15 protein-coding genes and 1 tRNA gene are annotated in these 15846 nt (G+C 63.3%); 8 read left to right on the top strand and 8 right to left on the bottom strand.

Annotated features, from left to right (window positions below; all coding sequences use genetic code 11):
* Nucleotides 1-47: 47 nt before the first annotated feature.
* Entirely contained in the window at nucleotides 48-758 is a 711-nt protein-coding gene (locus HV823_RS05300; RefSeq protein WP_176948715.1) for a pyrimidine 5'-nucleotidase, read from the bottom strand.
* A 97-nt stretch (nucleotides 759-855) separates the two neighbouring features.
* Here HV823_RS05300 and HV823_RS05295 point away from each other — a divergent pair, with 97 nt between their 5' ends.
* Together HV823_RS05295 and HV823_RS05290 are read left to right on the top strand one after the other, a co-directional pair.
* Nucleotides 856-1761, top strand: coding sequence for an EamA family transporter (locus HV823_RS05295; RefSeq protein WP_176948714.1), 906 nt, complete (start codon nucleotides 856-858; stop codon nucleotides 1759-1761).
* Nucleotides 1762-1918: 157 nt separating this feature from the next.
* On the top strand, nucleotides 1919-2689 hold the full coding sequence (locus HV823_RS05290) for an isocitrate lyase/PEP mutase family protein (RefSeq protein WP_176949070.1): 771 nt from the start codon (nucleotides 1919-1921) through the stop codon (nucleotides 2687-2689).
* A gap of 57 nt (nucleotides 2690-2746) precedes the next feature.
* On the opposite strand, the gene argB is transcribed toward HV823_RS05290, so the two are convergent.
* Complete coding sequence (gene argB, locus HV823_RS05285; protein ID WP_176948713.1) at nucleotides 2747-3634, bottom strand: acetylglutamate kinase; 888 nt, start codon at nucleotides 3632-3634, stop codon at nucleotides 2747-2749.
* A gap of 154 nt (nucleotides 3635-3788) precedes the next feature.
* On the opposite strand from argB, the gene HV823_RS05280 reads away from it, so the two are divergent.
* From HV823_RS05280 to HV823_RS05270, 3 genes are all read left to right on the top strand, one after another.
* Nucleotides 3789-4328: a sigma-70 family RNA polymerase sigma factor gene (locus HV823_RS05280; protein WP_176948712.1), complete on the top strand. Its 540-nt coding sequence runs from the start codon at nucleotides 3789-3791 to the stop codon at nucleotides 4326-4328.
* On the top strand, nucleotides 4325-5041 hold the full coding sequence (locus HV823_RS05275) for an anti-sigma factor (RefSeq protein ID WP_176948711.1): 717 nt from the start codon (nucleotides 4325-4327) through the stop codon (nucleotides 5039-5041). Before HV823_RS05280 ends, HV823_RS05275 begins: the two co-directional genes overlap by 4 nt.
* Nucleotides 5042-5206: 165 nt before the next feature.
* Complete coding sequence (locus tag HV823_RS05270) at nucleotides 5207-5764, top strand: fasciclin domain-containing protein (RefSeq protein ID WP_176948710.1); 558 nt, start codon at nucleotides 5207-5209, stop codon at nucleotides 5762-5764.
* A gap of 130 nt (nucleotides 5765-5894) precedes the next feature.
* Here the strand turns inward: HV823_RS05270 and HV823_RS05265 are convergent, their stop codons facing one another.
* The 6 genes from HV823_RS05265 to rpmH form a co-directional block, all read right to left on the bottom strand.
* Nucleotides 5895-6434 (bottom strand): DUF1269 domain-containing protein, encoded by a 540-nt coding sequence (locus HV823_RS05265; protein ID WP_176948709.1) that lies wholly within the window; start codon nucleotides 6432-6434, stop codon nucleotides 5895-5897.
* A 287-nt stretch (nucleotides 6435-6721) separates the two neighbouring features.
* Nucleotides 6722-7372 (bottom strand): ribosome biogenesis GTP-binding protein YihA/YsxC, encoded by a 651-nt coding sequence (yihA, locus tag HV823_RS05260; protein WP_176948708.1) that lies wholly within the window; start codon nucleotides 7370-7372, stop codon nucleotides 6722-6724.
* A 75-nt stretch (nucleotides 7373-7447) separates the two neighbouring features.
* On the bottom strand, nucleotides 7448-8359 hold the full coding sequence (locus tag HV823_RS05255) for a DMT family transporter (protein ID WP_176948707.1): 912 nt from the start codon (nucleotides 8357-8359) through the stop codon (nucleotides 7448-7450).
* A 166-nt stretch (nucleotides 8360-8525) separates the two neighbouring features.
* Nucleotides 8526-10319 (bottom strand): membrane protein insertase YidC, encoded by a 1794-nt coding sequence (gene yidC, locus HV823_RS05250; protein WP_176948706.1) that lies wholly within the window; start codon nucleotides 10317-10319, stop codon nucleotides 8526-8528.
* Complete coding sequence (gene rnpA, locus HV823_RS05245; protein WP_176948705.1) at nucleotides 10319-10708, bottom strand: ribonuclease P protein component; 390 nt, start codon at nucleotides 10706-10708, stop codon at nucleotides 10319-10321. The genes yidC and rnpA overlap by 1 nt, the downstream gene beginning before the upstream one ends.
* A 33-nt stretch (nucleotides 10709-10741) precedes the next feature.
* Nucleotides 10742-10879 carry a 50S ribosomal protein L34 gene (gene rpmH / locus HV823_RS05240; RefSeq protein WP_176948704.1) on the bottom strand — a complete coding sequence of 46 codons (138 nt, stop codon included), beginning with the start codon at nucleotides 10877-10879 and terminating at the stop codon, nucleotides 10742-10744.
* 418 nt (nucleotides 10880-11297) lie between these two features.
* On the opposite strand from rpmH, the gene HV823_RS05235 reads away from it, so the two are divergent.
* The 3 genes from HV823_RS05235 to HV823_RS05225 all read left to right on the top strand — a co-directional run bounded on the left by HV823_RS05235 (nucleotide 11298) and on the right by HV823_RS05225 (nucleotide 15356).
* A complete protein-coding gene (locus HV823_RS05235; protein ID WP_176948703.1) occupies nucleotides 11298-13295 on the top strand; it encodes a methyl-accepting chemotaxis protein in 1998 nt (665 codons plus the stop codon).
* A 298-nt stretch (nucleotides 13296-13593) separates the two neighbouring features.
* On the top strand, nucleotides 13594-15060 hold the full coding sequence (locus HV823_RS05230; protein ID WP_176948702.1) for a sensor histidine kinase: 1467 nt from the start codon (nucleotides 13594-13596) through the stop codon (nucleotides 15058-15060).
* Between the two features lie 219 nt (nucleotides 15061-15279).
* A tRNA-Arg gene (locus tag HV823_RS05225) sits at nucleotides 15280-15356 on the top strand.
* Nucleotides 15357-15846 lie beyond the last annotated feature (490 nt).

Genomic DNA, 15846 nt, shown 5'->3' with positions numbered 1-15846 from the left:
GGGAGGCTGGTGAAAAGCCGGCCTCTTTGCAAACGCGTCCGGCAGCCCTATCGGTCGATCAGCCGGCAAAGGAAGCCGGTAAGGTCAGACGTGGTGTAATCGATGTGCACGTCCGCATCGGTCCGCTTTTCCCAGGCATCGGTGAACTCGTGGCTCTCGTCGCGCGGCATCAGCAGAACGGTCTTCATGCCGAGCGCCTTGGGGACCAGGAGATTGCGCGGAAGATCCTCGAACATGGCCGCACGCGCCGTGTCGACGCGATTGAGCGCCATGAACTTGTCGTAGGTGGCGTCCGCCGGCTTCGGCACGTACTCGGCCGCCACGATGTCGAAGATGTCGTCGAAGTGGTCGAGGATGCCGAGCGCTCGGGCCGTCATTTCCGCATGCCTGACGCTGCCGTTGGTGAAGATGAACTTGCGTCCCGGCAACGCCTTGATCGCTTCACCCAGCGCCGGATCGGGCGCCAGCACGCCATAGTCGATCGCATGGGCCTTTTCGAGAAAATCCAGCGGGTCGATGCCGTGATGGAGCATCAAACCCTTCAAGGTCGTGCCGTGATCGAGGTAGTAGCGCTTCTGCAGGGTTCGCGCTTCTTCGCGAGACAACCCCAGGAGAGCGGCAACATAGCCCGTCATGTTGACGTCGATCTGGGAGAAGAGATCGACGTGGTGCGGATAGAGGGTGTTGTCCAGATCGAACACCCACTCGGTGACGTGGGCGAAGTCTGACTTGTCGGGGAGGCTGCTGATCTCGGTCATGGGCGCCCTTATGACACGGGTGCAACAGGAAGCAAAAAGGAATCGTCGCCGCGATGCGGCAATGGATTTGTGGCAACCGTCATGCTAGCCGGCAGGGATGGAAGCCTGGATCGTCATCACCATTTGCGCCGCGTTCCTTCAGAACCTCAGGTCGGCGCTGCAAAAGCACCTGCGCAGTGCGCTCGGAACGACAGGCGCGAGCTTTGTCCGCTTCGGCTACGGCTTCCCCATCGCGATCGCCTATGTGACGGCGCTGCACCATTTCGCGGGCTACCCCATCCCCGATCTCAGCGTTTCGTTCGCCGTCTGGTCGGTCATCGGCGGACTGGCCCAGATCTTCGCCACCATCCTGCTCGTCTATCTCTTCTCGCTGCGCAACTTCGCCGTCGGCACGGCCTATTCCAAGACCGAGCCGGTACAGGCGGCAATCTTCGGCCTTCTTCTTCTGGGCGAGCGGCTGACGCCGGGTGCCATCGGCGCAATCGTCGTCGGCGTGGTCGGCGTAATGATGATCTCGGTCGCCCGCATGCCGCTGTCGTGGCGCAATCTTCTTACGGCCATGACCGGCAGGACCGCCCTGATCGGTATCGCGTCGGGTGCGATCTTCGGCATCTCGGCCGTCGCCTACCGTTCGGCGGCCCTGTCACTGGACGGGCCGAACGCGGTCATGCAGGCGGCCGTGACGCTCGCCTGCGTCACAACGTTCCAGACGGTGTTCATGCTCGGCTGGATGCTCCTCAAGGATCCCTCCGAGATCGGCCGCGTCATCCGCTCCTGGCGCTCCTCCTCCATCGTCGGGCTTGCAGGGGTCACCGGTTCGGCCTGCTGGTTCACCGCGATGGCGCTGCAGCAGGTCGCCTATGTGCGCGCGCTCGGCCAGATCGAGCTGCTCTTCACCTTCGCATCCTCCTATTTCGTCTTCCGCGAACGGATTAACCGCATGGAGGCGGCGGGTTGCACGCTGATCGTCACGGGCATCCTCCTGCTGTTGATGTGGAAATAGTCCGGCCTCACGCCGCCCTTGCGATCCTGCCGCCGATTTGGCCGGGAGGCTGGAAATCCGGATTGGCGAAACCACATGCTATTTCCAACCTTGGCTTGAGAGCGTGTGGCTCTATCGGGCTCAGGAATAAGGGATGAACGTCGAGCGGAGGCAGGGTATGGAACAGGGATTGAAAGCCAAGGCGTTTGCTGAGCTGCATCGCAAGGGCGATCCGGTGGTGCTTTACAACATCTGGGATGCAGGCAGCGCCAAGGCCGTCGCCGCCGCGGGCGCAAAGGCGATCGCTACCGGCAGCTGGTCGGTGGCAGCCGCCGGCGGCTATCCGGACGGCGAAGCCGTTCCGCTCCTGCGCCTTGCGGAAATCGCCCAGTCGATCGTGGCTGCAACGGATCTCCCCGTCACGATAGACTTCGAGGGCGGCTATGCCGTCGACCCGGACGACGTGGCCTTGAATGTATCGCGGATCGTCGATGCGGGCGCGGTCGGCATCAATTTCGAGGATCAGGTGGTCGGCGGTTCGGGCATCCATCCCGTCGACCTCCAGACAAGGCGCATCCGCACCATCCGGCTGATGACCGAGAACCGGGGGATGCCGTTCTTCATCAACGCCCGAACGGACCTTTTCCTGCAACAGCCCGACGCAAGCCGGCACGAAGCGCTGGTGGACGACGCGATCGAACGGGGCCAGGCTTATGCGCAAGCCGGCGCGAGCGGGTTCTTCGTCCCGGGATTGGGGGACGGCGGACTGATCGGACGCATCTGCGACGCAGTGCCCTTGCCCGTCAACGTGATGATGAGGGCCGGCGTGCCGGCGGTCGCAGCACTTGCCAAACTCGGTGTCGCCCGCGTCAGCTACGGCCCTGCGCCGTACCGCGCCATGATCGAATGGCTGGGTAGTCAGGCGGCGACCGTCTACGGCACACCCTGACGCCTTGAGGCGCAAGTGGTGGCGCGGGCCGAGGTCAATGGCGGCCCGCGCAAACGGTCACGGCACGATCAGCGTGCCGGCGCCGCGCTCGGTAAAGATCTCGAGCAGCACGGAGTGGGCCGTCTTGCCGTTGAGGATGACCACGCCCTGCACGCCCGCCTTGATGGCGTCGATGCAGGTCTCGACCTTGGGGATCATGCCGCCGGAGATCGTGCCGTCCTTGATCAGCGCCCGGGCTTCGGAAACGGAAAGCTCCTTGATCAGTTCGCCCTGCTTGTTGAGGACGCCGGGCACGTCGGTCAGGAACAAGAGGCGCGTGGCGTTTAGCGCACCGGCGATCGCGCCGGCGAACGTGTCGGCGTTGATGTTGTAGGTGTGGCCGTCGCGACCGGGTGCAACCGGGGCGATGACCGGAATCATCTCGGATTTCGCCAGCAGGTCGATCAGCGTGCGATCCACCTCGACCACCTCGCCGACGAAGCCGAGATCGAGGATGCGCTCGATATTGCTGTCCGGATCTATCACGGTCTTCTTGGCCTTTTCGGCGAAGACCATGTTGCCGTCCTTGCCGCAAAGCCCGATTGCCCATTCGCCCGTCTGATTGATCAGGGCGACGATCTCCTTGTTGATCGAGCCTGCCAGCACCATCTCGACGATTTCGACCGTCATCTGGTCGGTGACGCGCAGGCCGCCTTCGAACTTCGATTCGATCCCCATCTTGGCCAGCATGGCGCCGATTTGCGGCCCGCCGCCATGGACGACGATCGGGTTGACGCCAGACTGCTTGAGAAGCGCGATGTCGCTGGCGAATGCTCTGCCGAGTTCCGGATTGCCCATCGCATGGCCGCCGTACTTCACCACGATGGTCTTGTTTTCGTAACGCTGCATGTAGGGCAGAGCCTGCGCCAGCAGCCGGGCCTGGGTTTCGCTTTCGGTCAGGGACATGGGAGCCTCGCAAAATTGTCGGCGCCTGTTTAACGCATGTCGCGTGACGATGGAATGACGAATGCGGTGGCGGGCGCTGCTCTTTCCTAATCCGCTCCGCGCCATATATGCAGCGGCAAGCGAGCCGAGGGCCTCCAGACGAAAAGGGCATTGCGTGCGAGACGACGAGATCTCATACCTGATCGGCCGCACCAGCCTGAAGGACCGGCAGGCGTTCCACCGACTCTACGACCTGACCTGCGCGAAACTCTTTCCGATCTGCCTGCGTCTGCTGGGCGGGCGCGAGGACGCCGAAGAGGCCCTGCAGGAAATTTACGTCAAGATCTGGCAGAGAGCCGATCGCTTTGCACCGGGCGAGACAAGCGCCTTCGCCTGGCTTGCTGCGATCGCGCGCCATCATGCGATCGACCTGATCCGCGCGCGAAGACCAGTGGCAAGCGACATCGAGGAAGCATATGATATCGCCGATACGGACCCTAGCCCGGAGGAAAATTCCATCCAGCGGTCCGAGGGGCGCCGTATCGAGGGTTGCATGCGACGACTGGAGGCGGAGAAGGCCTCGGCGGTGAGGGCCGCCTATGTCGAGGGGCTAAGCTACGAGGAGCTTGCCACCCGCCATGGCGTGCCGCTGAACACCATGAAGACCTGGCTTCGCAGAAGCCTGCTGAAATTGAGAGAGTGCCTGGGATCATGACAACGCCCGACCAGAACAGCAGGGATCCGCGCCGCGACGAGGTGATCGCAGGCGAGTATGTCCTTGGCGTTCTATCGGCGGAGGATCGGCGCAAGGTCGAGGCGCGGCTCCGCAACGACCGGGTATTCGCGGCCATGGTCAATCGATGGGAAGAAAACCTGTCGACCATCAATCACGAACTGGAAACGATGCCGCCCTCGCCGCGCGTCTATTCCATAATCGAGCAGCGCATCTTCGAACCGGCGCCGCGACAGGCAAGACCACAGAGCAGCATCTGGGGCTCCCTGCCGTTCTGGCGCGGGGCGGCGCTGGCGATGACGGCGCTCTCGGTGGGGCTCGTCGCGCTCGGCCCGGAAATCTTCCGTTCCGCTCCGCCGGAACCGGAACGGATCGCCGAGCTTGCCGGCGCAGGCAGCCCGATAGGCCTCGTCGCGCATTACGATGCGGCAAAAGGGATGCTGATGATGACCCCGGTCGCGGCCAAGCAGGAAAGCGCCAAGTCACTCGAACTCTGGCTCGTCGAAGACGGAAAGGCACCCGTATCGCTCGGCGTCCTGCCGCAATCTGGCGATGGCATGATCCGTGTCCCGGACGCGATGCGCCCGCGGCTCAAGGGGGCGGTTCTCGCGGTCAGCGTCGAGCCGCTCGGGGGCTCGCCCACCGGTGTCGCCACCGGTCCGGTGATCGCGTCGGGCCGGGCGCGAAGCTTCTGAACCGCGACGGCATGTCTCCTTGCGACAACGCGCCGCTCCGGGCTGGCTGACCCCCATCATCAATCGCGACCCGGCGGTGAAACTTTCTCACTCGATCTTCCGTAGACAATGGCGACGGCAGCAAGGCCGTCGTGTCAGAAGAAACAACACGGAAGGATTGGAAACATGCGCATATCAGGGATACCCCTCGTCGCGGCCGCCTCGATCCTCTGCCTCGGTACGCTCACAGCACAGGCCAAGAACCCCATGGTCGGCGGGGCGGCCATGTATGAGGACAAGAACATCGTCCAGAATGCCGCCAACTCGAAAGACCACACCACGTTGGTGGCGGCTGTCAAGGCCGCTGGCCTTGTCGAGACACTGGAGGGCGACGGCCCCTTCACCGTGTTCGCGCCGACGAACGAGGCCTTCATGGCACTTCCCGCCGGCACGGTCGACACGCTGCTGAAGCCTGAGAACAAGGCAACTTTGGCCACCGTGCTGACATGCCATGTCGTACAGGCCGACGCGATGGCTGCGGCAATCGGCAAGATGATTGCCGACGACGGGGGCGAGCACGATGTCGCGACCGTGGGTGGCTGCGTTCTCAAGGCCAAGATGGACGGCGACAAGCTGACCCTGACCGACCAGACGGGCGGCGTCGCGACGGTGACGATCGCCGACGTCAAGCAATCGAACGGCGTGATCCATGTCATCGACAGGGTACTATTGCCGAAGAGCTGATCCCTGGCCCATGGGGGCGTGCGCCGCACGCCTCCGATCGGGCGGACCGGCATCGGCAGGGGCCATCGTCAAGGTCCGCGATGGCCCCACTTCCTGGCGACCGTCATTCAGCGAAGGTCGCCCGCTTGCATCAGCTCGCGGTGGGAGCTCCGGTCGGTGCGACGGTGCCGGACAGGGCTTCCTGCAGCTTCCTTTCCTGCTCGGGCGAGAGCGACGTCTTGAGCACGCGCCCGCGGACGCCCTGAAACTCGGCCAGCACCTTCTCCGGCTGAACCTTGCGGACCAGGATGAAGAGGGCCGAGGAGTTGTTCGGGATCGTGTCGCCCAGCGACTTGATGAAGTTGTCATCGATGCCGTAGTCGGCGAGCGAGCCGGAGAGAGCGCCTGCGCCTGCGCCAACGGCGCCGCCGATCGCGAAGCCGGCCAGCGGGTTCAGGAACAGAAGCCCGACGAGGCCGCCCCAGAGGGCGCCGGAAAGCAGGCCGGAAGAGGCGCCGATCGCCGTCAGGTTCATGCTCTGCTTCAGGTGGACCTTGCCGGCCGTGTCGCGGACGACGATCACGGCGTCTTCCAGATCGATCAGATATTCCTTCTTCAGGCCGTTCAGCTTCACGAGGACCTTGTCGGCCTCGTCCGGCGTATCAAATCCCACAACGATCAAATCGGACATGAGCGTGCTCCCTGTTGAAACCGCGTCGGCGGACGCCGACCGCTTGATACTGCTGGCGCATGCCCCGCGGACCGGAACGGTCTTCTGGTCGTGCATGCGCAAACTCGAGTTTACTGCTTCCCGCGCGCGCCCAGTAGGACGCGCGACGATCTAGGAGATAGGGCACGTTTGATGACGGTGTAGTGACGCAGGTCAACACACCGGAGGAATGTTCAACTCGGGCAGGATCGTTCAACAGAGAGGATTTACGACCCGGAGAACGTCGCGGTTCTTCGGCATCGGATGTTTCAGCGCGTGATCGTCGTCACAATGGCGTCGCGCAGTGTATCGAGTCCGCGGCCCTTCTCCGAAGACGTCGCCAGCACCTCAGGATAGGCCGCAGGCCGCTTGCGCAACTTTTCCGCGGTCTCGCTGATCAGCCGGGGCACGCCGGCTTCCTTGATCTTGTCGGTCTTCGTCAGCACGATCTGGTAGGAGACGGCCGCCTTGTCGAGCAGGTCGAAGACCTCCTCGTCGTTCTTCTTGATACCGTGGCGACTGTCGATCAGCACGTAGACGCGCTTGAGCGTGGAGCGGCCGCGCAGGTAGTCGAAGACGAGTTTGGTCCAGGCATCGACCTGTTCCTTCGGCGCCTGGGCATAGCCGTATCCGGGCATATCGACGAGCGCCATCGGCGGCAGGTCGTCCGCCTCGCCGGAAAAGCCGTCCGGGACGAAATAGTTCAGCTCCTGCGTGCGACCCGGCGTATTGGACGTGCGCGCCAGCCCCTTGTGGCCGACCAGCGCATTGATCAGCGACGACTTTCCGACGTTGGAACGACCGGCGAAGGCAATTTCCGGCGGCCCCTCGGGCGGCAGGAATTTCATCGCCGGCACGCCGCGAATGAAGATCCACGGCCGGCCGAAAAGCGGTTTGTCGTCGGATTTCGTCACAGTCATCTCTCGGGCCTTCGCGAACTCTCTGCCCGGCTTCAAGGTTTTGCCCGGCATTGTCAAGCGACAAGGAGGTTGCAGTCAGGCGCGGCGCTGACGCCACATCTCGCGCCCGAGATGGCAAAGCAGTGCCGCCAGGACGATCGCGCCGCCGACGACCGTGCGCGCGCCGGGGATCTCGTCGTGGAAGATCGCAACCCAGAGCGGCTGCAAGACCGTCTCCGCCGTTCCGAGAAGAGCTGCCAGTGCCGACGGGATCATGCGCGCCCCGGTGACGAACAGCGCGAGGCCGAGCCCGAAGTTCAGCGCGCCGAAGACGACCAGAATGCCCATCTCGCCGGCGGTGACGGCAAATCCGCTCGTCTGGCTTGCGGCAGCACCGGCGGCGAGAACGGCCCCCGTGAAACCGGCTGGGGTCATGCGCACATGGGAATAGCGCCGCGTGATCACGGTCGCCGAGGCGAAGGAAAAGGCGATCAGGAGTGCCAGGGCGTCGCCGAGCGGGGAAACGCTGCCCGTCAGAGACCCGGAGACCATGATTGCGACCCCGCAAATGACCGCTGCGATTGCCGCCCAGGTGGCCGCCCCGACCCGTTCGCCGAAGAGAACCCAGCCCAGCAAGGCCGCAATCAACGGAACGCTGGCCTGGATCAGCACCACATTGGCAACGGTCGTATAGGCGAGCGCGAGGATGAAAGAGGTGGAGGCCGTCGCGAAGCAGGCACCGACCGCAAAGCCCGGTATTCCCATGTCGCCAAAAAGTGCCCGCGTACCGCGAACGCCATCGCGCAGCAGCATGAAGGCCAGAAGGAACAGGGCAGCAAAGAGCGAGCGCCAGAATATGACGGTCCAGCCGTCCTCGATGTCGAGCAGACGGGCGAGCGCGCCACCAAAGCTCCAGACGATCGCGGAGCCCAGCACCATGGCTGCGCCGATCCTCTCGCCACGAACCCCGGCGCGGGCGGTCTGATTTGAAACCACGGGTGCAGGCATGATGAGGCTCGCCGAGAGTGGACGGGGACATCATGGCAGAACGGCGTTTGGCTGACGCACGCGGCAACGACAGGCAGGTGTCGCAATGCGGGCATCACAATCGAGGCCCAAAACGCAAGAAGCCCCGGCGAACCGGGGCTTCGGGAACAACGTCAATGGAGGCCGGCTAGTTGGCCGGATCGGGTTTCTTCCTGCGGAACACACCCTTGAGATTGTCGAACAGTTCGATCTTCACGCCGTGGCGCTTCATGATGACGGCCTGCTGCATGACGGAGAGCGTGTTGTTCCATGCCCAGTAGATGACCAGGCCGGCAGGGAAGCTCGCCAGCATGAAGGTGAAGACGACCGGCATCCAGGTGAAGATCATCGCCTGGGTCGGATCCGGCGGCGTCGGGTTCATGCGCATCTGCAGGAACATGGTGACGCCCATGATCAGCGGCCAGACGCCGATCAGCAGCGCATGCGGAACGTCCCAGGGCAGCAGGCCGAACAGGTTGAACAGGGAGGTCGGATCGGGCGCGGAAAGGTCCTGAATCCACCCGAAGAACGGCGCGTGGCGCATTTCGATCGTGATGTAGATGACCTTGTAGAGCGCGAAGAAGACCGGGATCTGCAAGAGGATCGGCCAGCAGCCGGCCAGCGGATTGATCTTCTCTTCCTTGTACAGCGCCATCATCGCCTGCTGCAGGCCCATGCGGTCGTCGCCGAACTTGGCCTTCAGCTCCTCCATCTTCGGCTGCAGCCGCTTCATGTTCGCCATCGATGCATATTGCTTGCTGGCCAGCGGGAAGAACACGCCCTTGACGACGATCGTGGTCATCAGGATGGCGACGCCGAAGTTGCCGAAATAGCGGAAGAAGAAGTCGAGCAGCTGGAACATCGGCTTGGTGAAGAACCAGAACCAGCCCCAGTCGATCATCAGGTCGAAGCGCGGAATGGAGAGCGACGTCTGGTAGCCATCGATGACCGGAACTTCCTTGGCGCCGCCGAACAGCATGTTCTTGACCTCGCCCTTCTGGCCCGGCGCGATCGTGATCGGCTCCTGCCGGAAATCGGCCTGGAAGCGCGGGCGTCCGTCCGTGAAGTGGGAGAAGCGGGTCTCGTAGGGGGTTGCCTGCGGCGGGATCAGCGCCGTCGCCCAGTACTTGTCGGTAATGCCGAGCCAGCCGCTGGTGGCTCTTCCGGGCGCGATTGTGGTGTCCTCCTCGGCGGACGAATAACTCACCTCGTGCAGGCCGAGTTCGCCGAGGTAGCCGATGAAGCCTTCGTGCAGCACGTAGACGCTCGGCGTGGTCGGCTTGGAGAAGCGGGTGACGCGGCCATAGCTCGACAGCGAGACCGGCTGGCCGGACGCGTTCTCGATGGAGTCCGCCACGGTGAACATGTAGTGCTCATCGACCGAGATGGTGCGAACGAACTTGATGCCCTTGTCGTTGGTATAGCTGAGGGTCACCGGCGTCGTGGTCGTCAGCGTGCCGGTTCCCTCTTGGGTCCAGGCCGTCTGCGGGCCGGGCACCTGCCCCGTCGTCTCGTTGCCGACATAGGCCACTTCGGCGAAGTAGCCATGCTCGGTCTCGGCGGGGCTCAGAAGCGTGATCATCGGGCTCGAGCGGTCGACGGTCTCGTGATATTCACGCAGCTTCAGGTCGTCGAAGCGGGCACCGGTGAGGTTGATGGAGCCGAGCAGCGACGGCGTGTCGATCTGGATGCGCACCGACTGTGGAGCCGCCGCCTGGCCGCCTTCCGTGGTCGTGCCCGGCACGGCGCCGGCCGCCGGCGCCGATGCCGACGCCGCGGTCGTGCCCTGCGGCGTCACCGGGTTGGCCTTGTCCAGTTCCGCCTGCATCTCGGCGACCGAACGCTCGCGCTCGATCTTCGGATTGACGTAGAGGAACTGCCAGGCGATCAGGATCAGCACCGACAGCGCAATCGCCACGAAATAATTGCGGTTGTTTTCCATCATTCTTTCCCGGGGCCTGCGGACGCCGGCCTCTTGTGTTTATGCCTGTTGCTGATGCGCTCGCGAAGACGGTCCTGAAGCTCTGCGAAGCTCGCATTGAGAATGTCGCGTCTGGCGACAATGACATAGTCGTGTCCGGGCGCCATTGCAAACCCGGCGGACAGTCGCACGGCCTCCTTCAGGCGACGGCGCATGCGATTGCGTTCGACGGCATTTCCGTGCTTCTTCGTGACGGTGAAGCCGACGCGCGGCGCGGTTTCCGGCTCCTGCCGGTCGCGCAGTTCGAGCAGGAACAGCGGCCCTTTGCGCTTTTCGCCGTCCCGAACAAAAAGAAACTGCGGGCGGCTTTTCAGCCGTCCGACAGTCAATTTTTCGTCATTATTCGTCATTGCCCGGCTATCTCGCTTCGGGCAAGCGCGGCCTTAGGCCGAAAGACGCTTGCGGCCGCGTGCACGACGTGCGGAAAGAACCGCGCGGCCGCCATTGGTGGCCATGCGGGCACGGAAGCCGTGACGACGCTTGCGAACAAGCTTGGAAGGCTGGTAGGTACGCTTCGACATTTATTTTAATACCGCGGTGTGCGGCCCTTCTTGGGTTTGCGTTTAAGCAAGGAGCGTTACGTTTGCGGACGCTGTCGGCCATCACAATATGACACCCCGCCCGGACGTGCGCGGCTTATAAGGGCAAAGGCCGGGGAAAGTCAATTCCACGCCGCAAATGCGGGCAAACGCGAAAAAGCTTAACGCGGCATTGCAAGTTCTGGTGGCGCAGTTGCGCGATACGAACAGCAGCCTTACGTTACGTTATCCGAAGAAGCTGATTTCTTTGACGAAAATCAAGTCCGAAATGCTTCCGCACGCATTATCACGTTAGCATCCATTAGAATTCTCATTAACTTTTAAAGACTACAAAATAGGCAGCATTCAGTGCGGCCAGCAGCTGCCTGTGCAATTCTTTCTCGTGGCAGAGGGGGCCGCAATGAAAATACGCGCAAGAATCTATCTCATCGTAGGCTTGATGGGGATGATCGCCATCCTCATCGGCGGCATGGCGCTCGGCGTCGTCTATCAATACGACCGGAAGCTTCGCCAGTTCGAAAACGCCGCCGATCGCGCCTATCTCGGCGAGCATCTCAACCGGCAGGTCACCGCCGTCGTCATGGAAGCGCGCGGCGTCTACAGCTCTCCCACCATCGAGGCCGCGCAGAAATTCGCAACCGGCATCCGGAACGAACTGGACGAGATCGACAAGACCCTGACCGCCTGGCGGCCGAAGGTGCCCGAAGCGCAGATGAAGGCCTTCGAGGCAGTCGTCAGCCGCGCCGCCGAATTCCGCACGTTCCGCGCGGAAACCGCCCGGCTCGGCTCGGAAGTCTCGCCCAAGGCCGCCAACGAGCAGGGCAACAACGACGCCAACCGGGCCAACCGCAAGGCGTTCCAGCAGGAGATCGACGCCGTCGTCGACACCGACCGCGCAAACCTTGCCGCGATCAAGGCAGACGTTTCCGAATTCCAGACCCTTATGCTGGCGCTCGTGCTCTCGACGATCGTGCTGGGCCTCGCCGTCGGCGGAGGCGCCGCCTTCTACGTCGCCACGAACCATCTGAGCGGTCCGATCCAGAACGTGACGGCCACCATGAAGCAGCTCGCCGCCGGCGACCTGTCGACCGAAGTGCCCTATGCCGGCCGCAAGGACGAGATCGGCGACATGGCCGCCGCCGTCGCCATCTTCCGCAAGAACGCCATCGAGGTACGCGACCTCAACGCACAGGAACAGGTCCTGCGCGAGAAGAGTGCCGACCTGCAGTCTTCGATCGCAACGGTGGTGCACGCAGCAGCAGCCGGCGATTTCAAGCAGCGCATCGACAAAGACTACGGCAACGCCGACCTCAACCGGTTCGCCGCCAGCGTTAACGAACTCGTCAGCAGCGTCGACACCGGTATCAACGAGACGCGCCGCGTGATCGCTGCCCTTGCCGAGGGCGACCTGACGAGCAAGATGAACGGCGCGTATCAGGGCGCATTCGCCGAACTGCAGACCAACGTGAACAGCACGCTGGCAACGCTGCAGAGCGCGATGCGAGAGGTGCGCGCCTCCACCGACTCCATCAATGCAAACTCCGGCGAGTTGCGCACGGCATCCGACGACCTTTCCAAGCGCACCGAACAGCAGGCGGCCGCACTCGAGGAGACGTCGGCAGCACTGGAGGAGATCACCGCGGCCGTCCGTAACTCGACCGAGCGGGCCCAGGAAGCGACCACCATGGTCGGCGAGGCGACCCGCAGCGCCAAGCAGTCCGGCGAAGTCGTCCGCAATGCCATCGACGCCATGGGACGCATCGAGCAGGCCTCGAACGAGATCACGCAGATCATCAACGTGATCGACGAGATCGCCTTCCAGACCAACCTTCTGGCGCTCAACGCCGGCGTGGAAGCGGCGCGTGCCGGCGACGCCGGCAAGGGCTTCGCGGTCGTGGCGCAGGAAGTGCGCGAGCTTGCACAGCGCGCGGCAAGCGCTGCCAAGGACATCAAGGGCCTCATCACCAAGTCCGGAGACGAGGTGTCCGTCGGGGTCAAGTACGTCCAGGCTACCGGCGAATCACTGGCCGACATCGAGATCCGGGTGACGAAGATCAACGACCACATCCATTCGATCGCCACCGCAGCGCGCGAACAGGCAACCGGACTGCAGGAAGTATCGACCGCGGTGAACCAGATGGACCAGGTCACGCAGCACAATGCCGCGATGGTCGAGGAAAGCTCGGCTGCGACCCACAAGCTCAAGGCCGAAGCCGACAGCCTGACCAGCCTCGTCTCGCGCTTCCGCACCGGCGAGAGCCCCGTCGTCGTCGCCCAGCCCTCCCACCGGCCGGTCGAATCGCCCGCCCGCAAGATGGTGAGCAACGTGGCACGCGCATTCGTCAGCCGCGGAAATACGGCACAGGCGGTGAGCCCGGACGGCTGGGAAGAATTCTGAGCCGCCAGACGGCAAATGAACCCTTGCTCGAAGGGTGGCGGCCAGTTCGCCACCCTTTTTTTTGGGCAGGCCGCCCTGTTCGCAGTGCCACCTCGCCGACGCGCACCCGCCGATTGGAATGCGCAGCCACATCCGTTATGATGGATATTGAATTGCATGCACCGGCATGTGCAGATTTCCGGAACGAGGCGACATCCGCGCTCAAGCGCGGCCGGTCCGGATGCCAGGAACCCCAGGGGGCCACCGAACACCGTCGCGGATACGCCGCCATGCCGATATGGCATGGCCAGGAGTGACTATGAAGGAAAGCGAAACTACGCCGATGCTGGGACGCGTGCAGATGCCGAGCACCCTCAAGGGGCTGTCGGGACGCCTGCTGCTTTTGACAGTCGCCTTCATCGTGCTTGCGGAAGTGCTGATCTTCGTCCCCTCCGTGGCGAGCATGCGGGTCCGCTGGCTGAGCGATCGCCTGAACGTCGCAGCCGCAGCGGCGATCGTCGCCGACGGGTTCCCGCAGCAGGACCTCTCCCGGGCGCTGCAGGACGAGACGCTGATGGCCACCGGCACCAAGGCGATCGTGCTGCGCCGCCACGACGCCGCGCGCCTCGTCGCCGTCGCCGACATTCCGCCGACCGTCGACGCGCAGTACGACCTTGCAGCGATTGAGCCGATCTCGGCCATCTGCGACGCCTTCGACACGCTCTTCTTCGGCGGCAACCGGATCATCCGCGCCTACGGCCCGCTCGGTGACAGCGACACCACGATCGAGGTGGTGCTCGCCGACAAGGCCCTGCGCAAGGCGATGCTCGTCTATGCCCGCAACGTTCTGTTTTTCACCGTGGTTCTTTCTGCGATCACCGGCGGGCTGATCTTCCTCGCCATCAACCGGATGCTGATCCGCCCCATACGCCGCATGACAGGTAACATGCGCGACTTTGCCGCCGATCCCACGGACAGTGCGCGGGTACTGCAACCGGCCGACGGTGACGACGAACTGGCCGTGGCCGGCGCGCACCTGGCGGAAATGCAACAGGCGCTGCAAGGGACGCTGCGGGAACAGAAGAACCTTGCCGATCTCGGCCTGGCCGTCTCCAAGATCAACCACGACATGCGCAACATCCTGTCGTCGGCGCAGCTGATGTCGGACCGTCTGGCAGACGTCGACGATCCGCTCGTCAAGCGTATCGCGCCGAAGCTATTGCGAACCATCGATCGCGCCGTCGGCTATACCACCGACGTTCTGGCCTATGGCCGCATGCGCGAGCCGGCCCCGCGCCGCCGGTTCGTCCCGCTGGCGCCGCTGGTGATCGACGTCTCGGAAATGCTGACCAACGACCGGCATCCGGGCGTCGATTTCGCCATCCAGATCGAATCCGGACTTCAGGTCGACGCCGACAGCGAACAGTTGTTCCGGGTGATCCACAACATCTGCCGCAATGCGGTCGAGGCCATGACACAGCAGCCGCTGCGGGATCATGGCCGACTGACCGTGGCGGCCGTACGCACGGGCAGCGTCGTATCCATCACGATCGACGACACCGGACCGGGCATGCCACCGAAGGCCCGTGAGAACCTGTTCACCGCCTTTAGAGGCTCCACGCGCTCCGGCGGAACGGGTCTTGGGCTGGCGATCGCCCGCGAACTCGTGCTTGCCCATGGCGGCACGATCGCGCTCGTGGAGAAGGCGACCGAGGGCACGCAGTTCCGCATCGAGCTGCCGGACCGGCCGGTGCCGCTGGCCGCCTTCCGCAATCGCGCCTCGTAGGCAACGACAGGCCGGGCTGACGGCCTCGCCGCCCTCAGCGTGCACAATCCCGGAAGTCACCCCAGAGGCCGCGGCACTTTCCAACGGCAGCGCTTCATCCACATCCCGGGCGACACTGTCCATGCAATTTCATTTTTTTCAGAAAAGGCGCTTGCAATCGCACGGCGGACCCAGTAGGAGATCGCTCGCAGCCGGGCAACACGCCCAACGCTGACAAGCGCACCCGTAGCTCAGCTGGATAGAGCACCAGACTACGAATCTGGGGGTCAGGAGTTCGAATCTCTTCGGGTGCGCCATCTCTTTTTCTTCCATGGAAAAACCACCTAACACCTTGAACGGTAACGATAAATTTGCCGTTCGAAATCCCTCCTTTTTGCTGTATGCCAGACGCTGCCCAAAGGCCAGTTTTAGCACGGCCCTTTGGTTCTCCAGCACGCCAGAACGCCATAGATTCCAAGGGCTTGCTAGAAAGGCCATGGAAGTTCGAACTGTCTCCTCGAGTGTCGAGCGTGGCTTGCCCAAATCAGCCATCTTTTCGTTAAGCAGCAGCTTGCGCTCTTCCAGCTTGGCGATCTTATCTTCATAGGCAGCGATCACGCTCGGCACGGTGGCGTCCACTACGCGCTCAAGGAACTGGTTCACCTGCCGATCAAGGCTGATGACCTTGCCCCCAAATTTTATCCAGTTTTAAGTTCGCTCCGGCGGTTTTGGGTTGCTGTATTTGGGACGGTAGCGGCGGGTTGCGGTGCGGAGCCATTCCGGCTGCGCAGCACCGCATCACGTCGC

This window comes from Mycoplana rhizolycopersici (assembly GCF_013378445.1).
GTDB classification, from domain to species: domain Bacteria; phylum Pseudomonadota; class Alphaproteobacteria; order Rhizobiales; family Rhizobiaceae; genus Mycoplana; species Mycoplana rhizolycopersici.
Note: the sequence above shows the minus strand (reverse complement) of the source record. Positions and strands in the feature narration are given on the sequence as shown.

Coding starts and splice junctions, on each gene's coding strand:
- HV823_RS05300 (WP_176948715.1), bottom strand. CDS start 758: ATGACCGAGATCAGCAGCCTCCCCGACAAGTCAGACTTCGCCCACGTC.
- HV823_RS05295 (WP_176948714.1), top strand. CDS start 856: ATGGAAGCCTGGATCGTCATCACCATTTGCGCCGCGTTCCTTCAGAAC.
- HV823_RS05290 (WP_176949070.1), top strand. CDS start 1,919: ATGGAACAGGGATTGAAAGCCAAGGCGTTTGCTGAGCTGCATCGCAAG.
- argB (WP_176948713.1), bottom strand. CDS start 3,634: ATGTCCCTGACCGAAAGCGAAACCCAGGCCCGGCTGCTGGCGCAGGCT.
- HV823_RS05275 (WP_176948711.1), top strand. CDS start 4,325: ATGACAACGCCCGACCAGAACAGCAGGGATCCGCGCCGCGACGAGGTG.
- HV823_RS05270 (WP_176948710.1), top strand. CDS start 5,207: ATGCGCATATCAGGGATACCCCTCGTCGCGGCCGCCTCGATCCTCTGC.
- HV823_RS05265 (WP_176948709.1), bottom strand. CDS start 6,434: ATGTCCGATTTGATCGTTGTGGGATTTGATACGCCGGACGAGGCCGAC.
- yihA (WP_176948708.1), bottom strand. CDS start 7,372: ATGACTGTGACGAAATCCGACGACAAACCGCTTTTCGGCCGGCCGTGG.
- HV823_RS05255 (WP_176948707.1), bottom strand. CDS start 8,359: ATGCCTGCACCCGTGGTTTCAAATCAGACCGCCCGCGCCGGGGTTCGT.
- yidC (WP_176948706.1), bottom strand. CDS start 10,319: ATGGAAAACAACCGCAATTATTTCGTGGCGATTGCGCTGTCGGTGCTG.
- rnpA (WP_176948705.1), bottom strand. CDS start 10,708: ATGACGAATAATGACGAAAAATTGACTGTCGGACGGCTGAAAAGCCGC.
- rpmH (WP_176948704.1), bottom strand. CDS start 10,879: ATGTCGAAGCGTACCTACCAGCCTTCCAAGCTTGTTCGCAAGCGTCGT.
- HV823_RS05235 (WP_176948703.1), top strand. CDS start 11,298: ATGAAAATACGCGCAAGAATCTATCTCATCGTAGGCTTGATGGGGATG.
- HV823_RS05230 (WP_176948702.1), top strand. CDS start 13,594: ATGAAGGAAAGCGAAACTACGCCGATGCTGGGACGCGTGCAGATGCCG.